Below are 11,781 nucleotides of genomic sequence, written 5' to 3'. Positions count from 1 at the left end.
TCTACGGAATTGATTAATCGGGGTCACAGGATCACAATTTTGGCAACTAAAGGATCTACAGCTTGGGGAATGCCTCTGGTAGAAATTGATGGTGTTCTGGAAACTAGTATTCAAACTCAAACAAGAGACACTCCTACTATCATCCCCCCATCCTCGGTATTGGCTAATATGTGGGACTATGGGCGGCAAGTTCAAACCCACTATGACTTGATTATTAACTTTGCCTACGACTGGTTACCGTTTTACCTAACCCCTTTTTTCACTCGTCCCATTGCTCACCTAGTGAGTATGGGTTCATTAACCGAGGCGATGGATCAGATCATCGAACAAGTTGCCATTAATTTTCCTGGCACAATTGGGGTTCATTCAATGGCTCAAGGGGCAACATTTTCCTTCAAGAATCGCTGTCGTTGTTTGGGCAATGGCATTGATTTGTCTGTCTATTCCTTTTGTGACTCTCCCTCACCCTGGGTCGGCTGGGTGGGTCGAATTTCTCCAGAAAAAGGCTTAGAAGATGCAGTGGCAGCATCCGATTTCACGGCTACGCCACTAAAAATTATGGGTCTTAGACAAAATAAACCCTATTGGGAGCAGATTCTCCAGGATTACCCCAATGCCCCTCTAGAATACCTGGGTTTTTTCCGAACTGATCAACTCCAAAAACACTTGCGCCAGTGTCGAGCCTTACTGATGACGCCTCATTGGGTCGAAGCATTTAGTACTGTGGTCATGGAAGCCCTCGCTTGTGGAGTACCAGTCATTTCCTATGACCGTGGTGGATCAGCAGAAATTATCGAAGATGGTAAAAATGGCTTTTTGGTAGAACCCGATTCTGTGGAAGGCTTGGTAGAAGCCTTGGGAAACTTGGATAAAATTGACCGCCGTGAATGCCGTTGCCTCCTCGAAGCTCAATACTCTAATCAGGCCATGGGCGATCGCGTAGAGCAGTGGCTCTGGGATATTTTAAAGGACGGTGGTGATAGTTGCTAGTTCATTAAGATTTGTAAATAAAAGTAATTTTGTAGTTCTTGATACAGAATAAATGCTAAAGTTATAAATGTAAGGGAAATTAATCCTATCAAAATCTTCTATAAGCAATCGGAGAAGGGAAAATGTCTACTCAAGAAAAAGCTAGGGCTCTGATGATGAATCACCATCACATGATCAAAAATCGTCAGCAATCTATGCTCGGTCGCGTGGCTTCCGAAGTAGGACTAGATAACATAGATTCTGACTACTGGGGTACTATCCAAGGTAAACCCCATCCTAGTTTCCGCTCTACTTATGACCGTAGCAATGCTGCACTCAGCTAATACTTTGTGAATTTAGCTATGGGTAGTGCTAAATATTTAGCACTACCGATATTTCCATCAATGGCTGTGGGCAGAACCAACCATAGTTTTATTTTTTAGAACTCTGCACTTAAAGGAGTTCTGGGAAACGGAATTACATCCCGAATATTTGCCATACCAGTCATAAATTGAACCAATCGCTCAAATCCCAAACCAAATCCAGCATGGGGCACTGTACCATAACGTCGCAAATCTAAATACCACCATAAATCTTCTGGATTCATGCCCTGATTCTGAATTCGCTTCTCTAATATATCCAGCCGTTCTTCCCGCTGAGCACCACCAATAATCTCCCCAATCCTAGGCGCAAGCACATCCATTGCTGCTACAGTCTTTTCGTCGTCATTTAACCGCATATAAAAGGCTTTAATCTCTACTGGATAATCCGTGACAATGACGGGCTTTTTAAACAACTCTTCAGCTAGATACCGTTCGTGTTCTGACTGCAAATCTACACCCCAACTTACCTCATACTCAAACTTACGATCCGTTTTCTCCAGTAATGCGATCGCATCTGTATAAGTAATCCGCTCAAACTGATTATTGATAATATTATCAGCAGTAGCGAGAACATTGTTATCGATCCGCTTGTTGAAAAATTCCAGATCTTCTGGACAGTTTTCCAGCACTGACTTAAATACATGCTTGAGAAAGGCTTCTGCTAAATCCATATCCCCCTTCAAATCGCAGAATGCCATCTCAGGCTCCACCATCCAAAATTCTGCTAGATGTCGAGAGGTATTAGAATTCTCGGCTCGGAATGTAGGACCAAAGGTGTACACATCCCGAAACGCCATTGACATAATTTCTGCTTGTAATTGACCACTGACAGTCAGGTAAGTCGGTCGTCCAAAAAAGTCCTGAGTGTAATCGACTGCTTCATTATCGGTTTTGGGAATGTTGTTTAAGTCTAGGTTAGTGACACTGAACAACTCCCCCGCTCCTTCACAGTCACTAGCGGTGATAATTGGGGTATGAACCCACAAGAAGCCTCGTTCTTGAAAAAACTGATGAATGGCACTGGAACAGGCATTCCGCACTCGGAACACTGCACCTAGGGTATTGGTACGCGATCGCAAATGGCTAATGGTGCGCAAAAACTCAAAGGAGTGGCGTTTCTTCTGTAGGGGATAATTGGCATCTGCTTCCCCATACACTCTCACCGAGGATGCTTTGAGTTCAATTCGCTGTCCCTTGCCAAGAGACTCGACTAGTATACCAGTGACTTCTACTGATGAGCCAGTATTAAGCTGTTTCACGATAGTCTCATAATCTGACAAGTCTGGATTGAGCACTACCTGTAAATTTGCCATGGAGGAGCCATCGTTGACTTCCATGAAAGCAAAGTCCTTTAATTCCCGTTTTGTCCGTACCCAGCCTTGAATGGTCAAAGACTGATCTGGTTGACCATTGCGCAAAACTTCAACAATCCGTCGAATTTCCATAGCTTACCCCAAAATTCTGAGAGAATCGTAAACATTTCTAAATTAACTGGTGGTCTTTAGGTGTAAAAATCTAAGTAAATATACCTAAAAATACCTAAATGTAAAGTTTGATGAACAAAAGTTTCTAAATTGTTGCAATAAGTGAAGGAATCACTCATAATTACTATACAAATGCAACGTTTGGTTAAGTTTCATCAAACGACTAGTCACCCAAGATCAGCAGTGAGGCTATTCACTTAAGCCAGGACAGAGTCAGGTTTGTAGTAAATGGTTAGTTGGTAAAGGTGATCAGTAAGGATTAAGCACAATTACCGCTTACCGATTACCAATTACCGATATATGTCCTGGGCCGAGCTTGTAGCCCCAGTTGCGATCGCATAAGCGCGGAAGCTTCGCTTCATCGCTAGCCAACGTCCTTCGGGCTAATCGCATAAGCGCGGAAGCAAAGCTTCATCGCTAGCCAACGCCCTTCGGGCTAATCGCATAAGCGCGGAAGCAAAGCTTCATCGCACTCTGGTAATAGCTTCCATTAAAACTAATTTAGAGAGGTATTTGTAAATGGTAAATTTCTTTAAGGGCAAAAAAAAATCCAAGGGATTCTACCTGGAGCTAGACGAAAGCGACACTAGCACCCCCCAGCAAGCAGCGGTAGAACAGAAGCCAGAACCGGCTAAAGCTGAGGCAACAGTGGAAACTGCGACCCCAGTAGCAACAGCTGAGGCAGCAGCAGAAACTCCGACCCCAGTAGCAACAACTGAAGCTCCTAAGCCCAAATCTGCTCGTCAAGCCAAGAAAGAAGAACTAGCAAAGGCTAAGGCTGAAGCAAAGGCTAACAAGCAAGCTGAAGCAGAAGCTAAAAAAAAGGCAGCTGCTCCTGAGCCAACACCAGTAGCGGCAATCACTTCAGCAGCAGCACTTGTGAATAACAAGGCAAAAGGACAACCGGAAGCGACCTTTGCCACCAAATACGTACCAATGATTATGCCTCGTCGTCGTCCTGGTCCTAGCATGAATAAGTTCCTGGATATGGCTGCTCAGATGCAACAGCCTCGTTAATAGATTAGTTATTAGTGAAGAAATACTAATCCACTATACAACTGAAATGCTGGATCCCAAGGAGTCTCGACCAGGCGAAATAAGTCGATATGAGACTCCAATTTTTCTAGCAGATCTTGGTAGTCTAGAGCAGTTTGGGCAAAGGTGGTAAAGTCAGACCATACTGGTTTCTCAAGTAGCCGAACATTTAAATAATTAGCTAAGTTGTTCCAGTTCTCTCTTGTAGTGCTTTGGTGTATATGAGAGTCTTGGGATTGCTTGTTCTGACGAGAAACTGACTTGGGGGTTAGAGCAATTCCTTGCTGAAATTGATAATTGCGATCGCATAGTCTGAGAATACTGTGGCGCTGTGGTAAATGCAAGTCACAAACCATGGCATAGTCTAAGGTTTGGGTTTTACGAGTTAAATTCCGTCGCGCATCTAAGTCTACTACCTTCTCAAACAAAGGCAACCGTCCGTCTACTCGTTGGGTCACTTCGGACCAGTTAAAGCTAAAGGAACCCAACTGTCCCTGAGAGTTGTGACATACTACAGTAGTTTCCTGGTCACTACTGTCAGAAAAATACTTAACTTGATAGATATTAATTGTTTTGATATCTGCTACAGATGCCCACAAACATTTTATTGATGCTTCTCGCAGTAAGGACCCATAATACTTAAGTTCTCCCACAGGTCCAGTGCGATATAAACGCCAGCCTCTAGTAGGTAGCTGTAGCCTTGCGGTGTAGGGGTCTATCCCCAGGATGCGAGCTAAGTTTTGAGCTGCTTTTGGTTTATCTTGTTGGCTGATCGGCTTTAGGACTAATACTCCCAATTCATTACTTTCAGGGTCAGCAGTTGCTTGGGCTAAGGCTTGTTGGCGCTTTTCTTTTGCTGTAGCTTCTATGCGTGCTAGTCCCTGACGAGCTTGCGCCATAATTTTAGGAACAGGTGTTCCTTTGAGTAACTGTCGATATATTCTTTCAGCTGCTTGTAGCTTACCTCTGACTTCCTGGAGCCGTCCTAGATAAAGCTGTGTCCAGGGATTATTAGGCTCTTGCTTCAGAAGTTTTTTAATTAATCGCGCAGCAGTTTGATAATCATGGTGCTCAAAGGCATCAGCAATTTGCTTAAGCATGATAGCGTTAGGTGTGATGTCACCAGTGTTGGAAATTAGGTAGCTCCTAGGGATACGCTACTGGAACCCTGTTAATAGTATAGCGCTAGTTTTATGCCTTGAAGGCGCTTACTTTTTTAACGGTTAAGTGGTATTTGGGATAATTAAGGTATTAGTTTAAATTAGCGCTATACTTTAGCCGAATTTATCTAGCGCTTACTTTTTTAACGGTTAAGGGTATTTGGGATAATTAAGGTATTAGTTTAAATTAGCGCTATACTTTACCCGAATTTATCTAGCGCTAATTTAAATCTTCTCTATCTCCCTACTCCCTGACAAGTTTGTTACAAAAGTTTTTAAAATATGTTATAATAAAAGATTATTTATCTGCTATAATAGGATTATAGACGTTAAAACGTTAAGAGCCAGCCACGGATTTCCCAGGGTCTAGGGCTGGCTCTAGTACCCCACTTAAGGAGATAACTTAATATTATGACCTACTCCCAACGCCTCTATCCATGGGCGGTCATTCACCTATTGCCACAAATGCAACGGGTCGTTGTTGGTCGTTACCGGAATCGGTCTGATGCGGAGGGTCACTTGCAGGCACTCAAACGACTGATGCCTGATGAGACATTTATTATTATTTTTGATTTACCTGAGCCGATGGAGGAAGAATCTGAAGAGAGTAGGGAGTAGAATTGAATGCGATCGCTTTTAGCGTGGCCTACGGCCAATCGCGTAGCGGCTCGTACCGAGCATCGCATTAGACAATTGGCCTAAGGTCAATGGGATCATTTCCAAAATTGCTGGAATTTCCGGCATTGCTGAATCAAAGAATGAATATGAGTGGGGTGGGCATCCTGCCTGCCCGAAAATAAGCATGAAACTGGCAAGATGCCAGTTCCACGCCTGATGCCCATTCCACAAAACTCTTCAAATCATTCCATTATTAAGCAACGCCCAATTTCCAACAGTGGATCAATTGAGCTGCAACCTATTAACATAGCGCTATACTTATCAACAGTTTAATCTGGTTAAGATTAAATAGCGCTATACTTATTCATCAATAACTCTAACTTAGAAAGTTGTTGAAATTTCCAACATCAAGATGTGGAACGGGCATCTTTCCCGTTTCTTGAAGTTACTCAACCCTTGCTACCACAAGATCTAGGACTATACCAATTACTCTTAGGAGTAACAGTATTTGGTTCAGCGGTCAGGATAATCGTACCATCTTCGCCAACTGTCCATCCTTGAGCTTCCACTATTTTCTTCTTGGGACGAGTAGGAGTAGGAGTATTGGCAGTGCGACGCTTTCCTCTCATTGGTAAGTAACTGACTTCAGGAGTAGGAGTAGACGTAGCTTCTTCGATAGTCTCTTCTTCAGTATCAAGAGTAATCCAATCGACCAGTACAGACTGTTGATGGATTGGGTCTAGGGGACTCGGGGGTAAGCCACCTCGTCCAGTAACAATGAATTCACCCAATTCATCTACTGCTACTTTTCCACTCCTGGGACAATTAGCAACAATTAATTGTGAGGGGTCAACTGTTGCTGTTGGTAAGTTTTCAGGATCCTCGCCAGGATTAATTGCGGAATTGATCTCCAGCAATCCAGATAAAGACAAATCCCCGGTCAAATTAATAGCAGAGATATCATTAAATCGAGTCAGACCTTGCTGTGATGTGAAGTTTCCGAATAAGCCTTGCAGGGTGATTGTGATCTCTCCACCTTCGCCTTGTTGAGCATTAGCAACAATATCGTTACCCGTTTCACCATCGGAGGGTAATAGGATCAGTAATCCACCTTCAATAGTGATATTCCCACCTTTAACATTATCACCTGTAGCATCAGCCAAGATTAAGCTGTTGTTATCAAGTGTTATCAATCCTGATACATTGATATCGATAGTTGCTGCTTCTTGGTTGTTGTTGGAATTTTTTCCAGTAGCAGCTAAAAGTTTGCCGTTGTCTAGGGTTAGAGACTCAGCATTAATTGTCAGTGTGCCAGCTACTCCTCGCTCACTCTCAGGCACCTTGGTATCTGGAAAACTATCTTGATTTAAGGGGACAGCACTTACTGATATTTGTGCTCCATTTTCGACAGTAAGGTTTTTGGTTGTTACTGTCAAGTCTCCAGCATTGTTACCTCCGGTGGCGGCAACTGCAATCCTGCTCTGGGGGATATCATCTTGGATAATAAGGATATCATTGGAAGCCTCAAGTTTGATTTGGCGTTTTCGTTGTTTTATTTGTTCGATATCTTCTTCTAAGTCTTCGATATCTTCTTTTAGGTCTTCGGTATCTGGTTCTGTTAGTTTATTCTTGAGGAGTTGAGCATTTTTTTCTTTCAGTTTAGCCATCTTATCAAGGAGTCTATTATCTTCCCTATCCAGATCTTTTCGTTCTCGTTTCCGTCTATCCTTGATCCTATCAACAGTTGGTAACAAGTTTGGATCACTTCCACTAATAATAACTTGCTCTGAAGCGTTAATCGTAATGTTGCCAGCATTGCTGACATCATTCAATGCATCAGTATTCAAGGCATTAGCAAGAATTTGTCCACCTTGGGTGACTGCTACTTCCTTAGCCTTGACTATGATCTCACCGCCAGGAAATCCACCGATGCCACGAGTGCTTACCAATGAATCATTGGATACGGTTAATTTACCTGTCGTGATCTCAATCGTTCCTCCCTTAGACTTATTATTGTCTCTAACACCCTGGGTTTCTAGTTTAGTTTCGGTGAATATGCCACTCAGCCTTTTAAGCCCAGAAATTTTTACAAAATCGGTAGCATTGACTGTAATATTAGCTACTGGAAGGTTGCCCTGATTCAAAGCTTCTAATTTTCCATCTTTGAGGGATAGGGAGTGAGCTGTAATGGTAATGTTACCAACACCTCTTGCAGTGTTTTTGGCTGTTTCTGGGTTTCCCGCGTTATCATCTACCTGAGTTTGAATGTCGCTGTTAGTAATCTCAATCTTATCCTTAACCGTTATATCAATATTTCCAGGATTTCCCGGACTGTTACTCCTAGTCTGAGCATTGATAAAGCTTCTATTGCTTAAGAATAGTGAGCCAGCTTCAATGCTTATCTCGCCACCATTCCCTGTAGACCTGTTTTGGGATACTGCTTCAATTTGGGCTTGATCTTTCAAGATCAAGTCTCCCTCCACTATGATGTCGATCTCACCTGCGTCCCCACTTCCTCGGCTTGTTCTTGTATTAGTAGTTATACCATCAGAACCCCGTCGATTCGCTCCAATCATCGTCAGGGAGCCAACACGGATTACGATTGAGCCAGCATTACCATTGTCATTAGTGTTAGTTGTAATTTGAGTTAGAGTACTTCTTGGTCTTCCGTCACCACTATCTAACTGAGACTGCAGATCTCGCCGAGAATCTATCAACAGCTCAGCAGCAATGATTTCAATTTTACCGCTATCTCCGTCAGCTCTTGACACTCTATTCTCAATTCTGCTATCTTCTGTTACCGCAACTGTTCCCCCAGCATGGATGATGATTTCTCCCCCCTTTCCTGTTGCTTCATCACCTCGTCGTCTACTCCTTGATCCTCTTGTCCAAGCCTGAATTCTGGTTCTATCTTTCAAGGTGACATTGCCATTGGGAGCGTTAATCTCTATAGTTCCACCCTGACCTGAACTGGTGGTCTTGGTTTTAATCGTACCCTTATTGGTCAGCAGTACATCCCCAGTCACATTGATATCAATATCCCCGCCAATACCTGCTCTGTTCTCTGTTTTGGTAAAAATTCCTTCTTCTGTTTGATCCCTTACATTTGCTCTAGACCGATCAGACGTAACCAAGACCGAGCCAGCGTTAATAGTGATTTTTCCTCCCTTTCCAGCTTGTTCGGTAGTTTTGCTCAAGATGCCCTGGTCTTCAGCATCGTTCTCCTGATTTTGTTGATTGGCAAAAACCGAAACCTCAAGCCGGTCAGCAGTAAGGATAATCTCGCCGCCATCACTCCCAACTGCTGCTGTTTGGGTAAATATGCCCTGGTTTTCTTCTACTCTTGACCGCCTTTCTGTTTCTTTAGACGTCGATACAGAGATTAAACCAGAAGTGATGGTAATTTTTCCGCCTTCTCCACCGTTTTCCTCAGTTATGGTAAAAATTCCCTGGTTTGGTTTATTTTCTCCGTCATTGTTAGTGGTTACCGTAACTGAAGAATCCGCAGTGATAATAATATTACCGCCTTTCTTACCATTACCTTTAGTTATCGTAAAAATACCCTGATCCTTATTAGAGGTTTCGACTTCTATTGAATCAGCAATAATCCTAATATCACCACCATCAACATTACCATCTTCTGGCACCAAGGTTTTTATAGCGCTATTTTGAATGACAACATTCCCTTTCTTGACGCCATCGGAAAAATCTAAACCCAGCTTGTTACCATCTCTCGTTAATGCTACTTCTCCCGGTGCGCCCAATCCCGCTAACAGAATATTACCACCTTGATTGGTGCTAATCTTACTATCGTTAACTTCAACATCACCACCGAGCAATAATAGATTATCAACTGCTAGCTTCTCCAACTTAGCTTGACTGGTAATATTACCGGGAATTTGATTAAAGAAGAACACATTAGGATTAACAGTCAACAATGGTGAGGGAGGCTCGGGATTAGAGGCACTAAACACTCCTTGATTCCCAAACCCAATCCCATCAGCAGTAGTGCCCACAAATGAACCCGATACATCCAGCTTGGCATTATCCCCAAACAAAATCCCGTTGGGATTAATCAAAAACAAATTCGCTCCACCATCAACACCCAAGGTTCCAAAAATATTAGAGGGATTCGCACCAGTTACCCGAGACAGAATATTTTCAATCCCAGCTGGATTAGCAAAATAAACCCTTTGCCCATCTTTAACATTAAATTCTAGGAAACTGTGGAACAAATTGATATCCCGGATTGCTCCTCCCTTAATTAAATCAACAATTTTCCCATTTACCTCACCCGAGCTTTGGTCAAACAAAGACCTTTCGGCTGCTGGTAAAGTAGTATCAGGAGTAATCTGGGCATTAGCTTGGTTTACTGAAAATGCGTAGGCTCCACTAATGGCTAAGCATAGCGCTAAACCTAACTGAGTGTTATACTTTTTCCAGACATCTAATGCCATAGCAAGGATTTATCCTGATCCTGGGCAGGAATATATTATGTTAGTATTGATTAACCGGGTTTTGCTTAACCTAGTACTAGCTAATCAGTTTTATTAATAGTTACTTGATGGTTTTATTCTTTCTTCAAGTAATGATTTATAATTATAAAGCTATCCCTGCTAGTTTTGATATAAATTTTTGTTAAATAAGGTTAATTATGTTAAATTAGGTTAACCGGTGCTACAGTCAATGCTGCTCCAAAGTGGCTGATAAATAACATCCAATAATATCTAAAATTGCAGCAATTTCCAACAGTTAATCAATTAGGCTGAAACTCATAATGCTAGCGCTATAGTTATAGAATGCGATGCTCGGTAGGAGCCGCTACGCGAGTCGCGCGAAGCTTCCGCGCTTATGGGATTGGCCGTAGGCCACGCCAAAGGCGATCGCATGATTTCTAAAATTGCTAGAAATTCCGACAGTAAAGGATTTTCACGCTTTGTTGGTCAACAAGGGGCTATCGTGATTATCGAAAATTGCTGTAATTTTCGATAACTAAGGAATTTGCTTAATCTAGGAGTATCGTGATTATTCCAAATTGGTGGAATTTCCAACAGTAGACGAATTCACGCTTTGTTGCTCAAGCTAGGGGAATTGACATGCACTCACGCTAAGCGATTGACATGGAGTCACGCTACGCGAACACATGATTTCTAAAATTGCTGGAAATTCCGACAGTAAACGATTTTCAGGCTTTGTTGCTCAACAAGGCGTTATCGTGATCATCCGAAATTGCTGGAATTTTCGATAACTACCGAAGTTGCTCAAGCTAGCGCCATCATAATTATCCAAAATTGCTGGAATTTCCAACAGTAAAGGATTTTCACGCTTTGTTGCTGAAGCTAGCGCCATCATGATTATCAAAAATTGCTGGAATTTTCGATAACTAAGGAATTTGCTTAATCTAGGAGTATCGTGATTATTCCAAATTGCTGGAATTTCCAACAGTAGACGAATTCACGCTTTGTTGCTTAAGCTAGGGGAATTGACATGGAGTCACCCTAAGCGATTGACATGGAGTCACGCTACGCGAACACATGATTTCTAAAATTGCTGGAAATTCCGACAGTAAAGGATTTTAACGCTTTGTTGCTCAACAAGGCGCGAACGTTATTATCGAAATTGCTGTGATTTTCGATAACTACCGAAGTTGCTCAAGCTAACGCGATGAAGCTGAGGCCTTTGGCCACGCTACGCGAACGCTTCCGCTAAAAGCGATCGCGAATTGCTGAAATTTCCGACAGTAAAGGATTTTCACGGCTTTGTTGCTCAAGAAGGCGCTATCGTGATCATCCGAAATTGCTGGAATTTTCGATAACTACCGAAATTGCTCAAGAAGGCGCTATCGTGATTATCCAAAATTGTTGGAATTCAGGATAATCGAAAATTGCTGGAATTTACGACAGTCAAGGAATTGGACTGAAGTTGATGAAGCTCGCTAATTGGTGATCAATACTGATCGAGATTGACTTTTGGTGAAGCTTGCCCCTCGTAAAACTACGTGAATAGGTGATTAAAAAGCCTTGTATGTATCGCTGACTCTCGAAAATTGCCGAAATTTACAACAATCAAAGGATTGAGGGGAAAAATTCAATACTGCTGCTATAGTGATCAACCGCTTTTACTAATTAATTA

General features: G+C 42.4%; 9 protein-coding genes. 5 read left to right on the top strand and 4 right to left on the bottom strand.

Annotated features, from left to right (window positions below; translation table 11 throughout):
* A partial coding sequence (locus F6K52_RS23345) for a glycosyltransferase (protein ID WP_293083448.1) occupies positions 1–990 on the top strand: 990 nt, incomplete at its 5' end.
* A 122-nt stretch (positions 991–1,112) separates the two neighbouring features.
* The gene (locus F6K52_RS23340) at positions 1,113–1,313 is read left to right on the top strand and encodes a hypothetical protein (RefSeq protein ID WP_293083445.1); all 201 of its coding nucleotides are present in this window, start codon (positions 1,113–1,115) and stop codon (positions 1,311–1,313) included.
* A 95-nt stretch (positions 1,314–1,408) separates the two neighbouring features.
* Here F6K52_RS23340 and asnS read toward each other — a convergent pair whose 3' ends face one another.
* On the bottom strand, positions 1,409–2,797 hold the full coding sequence (gene asnS / locus F6K52_RS23335) for an asparagine--tRNA ligase (RefSeq protein ID WP_293083442.1): 1,389 nt from the start codon (positions 2,795–2,797) through the stop codon (positions 1,409–1,411).
* Between the two features lie 558 nt (positions 2,798–3,355).
* On the opposite strand from asnS, the gene F6K52_RS23330 reads away from it, so the two are divergent.
* Entirely contained in the window at positions 3,356–3,853 is a 498-nt protein-coding gene (locus F6K52_RS23330) for a hypothetical protein (protein ID WP_293083439.1), read from the top strand.
* A gap of 11 nt (positions 3,854–3,864) precedes the next feature.
* On the opposite strand, the gene F6K52_RS23325 is transcribed toward F6K52_RS23330, so the two are convergent.
* Positions 3,865–4,971 carry a tetratricopeptide repeat protein gene (locus F6K52_RS23325; RefSeq protein ID WP_293083436.1) on the bottom strand — a complete coding sequence of 369 codons (1,107 nt, stop codon included), beginning with the start codon at positions 4,969–4,971 and terminating at the stop codon, positions 3,865–3,867.
* A gap of 471 nt (positions 4,972–5,442) precedes the next feature.
* Here F6K52_RS23325 and F6K52_RS23320 point away from each other — a divergent pair, with 471 nt between their 5' ends.
* Positions 5,443–5,649: a hypothetical protein gene (locus F6K52_RS23320; RefSeq protein WP_293083433.1), complete on the top strand. Its 207-nt coding sequence runs from the start codon at positions 5,443–5,445 to the stop codon at positions 5,647–5,649.
* Between the two features lie 449 nt (positions 5,650–6,098).
* On the opposite strand, the gene F6K52_RS23315 is transcribed toward F6K52_RS23320, so the two are convergent.
* The gene (locus F6K52_RS23315) at positions 6,099–10,106 is read right to left on the bottom strand and encodes a filamentous hemagglutinin N-terminal domain-containing protein (protein WP_293083430.1); all 4,008 of its coding nucleotides are present in this window, start codon (positions 10,104–10,106) and stop codon (positions 6,099–6,101) included.
* 394 nt (positions 10,107–10,500) lie between these two features.
* On the opposite strand from F6K52_RS23315, the gene F6K52_RS23310 reads away from it, so the two are divergent.
* Positions 10,501–10,641, top strand: a complete 141-nt coding sequence (locus F6K52_RS23310) for a hypothetical protein (protein WP_293083427.1) — start codon at positions 10,501–10,503, stop codon at positions 10,639–10,641.
* Positions 10,642–10,848: 207 nt separating this feature from the next.
* Here F6K52_RS23310 and F6K52_RS23305 read toward each other — a convergent pair whose 3' ends face one another.
* Positions 10,849–11,001: a hypothetical protein gene (locus F6K52_RS23305; RefSeq protein WP_293083425.1), complete on the bottom strand. Its 153-nt coding sequence runs from the start codon at positions 10,999–11,001 to the stop codon at positions 10,849–10,851.
* Between the last annotated feature and the right edge of the window lie 780 nt (positions 11,002–11,781).

Origin of the sequence: Moorena sp. SIO3H5, assembly GCF_010692395.1 — a bacterium.
Classification (GTDB): domain Bacteria; phylum Cyanobacteriota; class Cyanobacteriia; order Cyanobacteriales; family Coleofasciculaceae; genus Moorena.
Note: the sequence above shows the minus strand (reverse complement) of the source record. Positions and strands in the feature narration are given on the sequence as shown.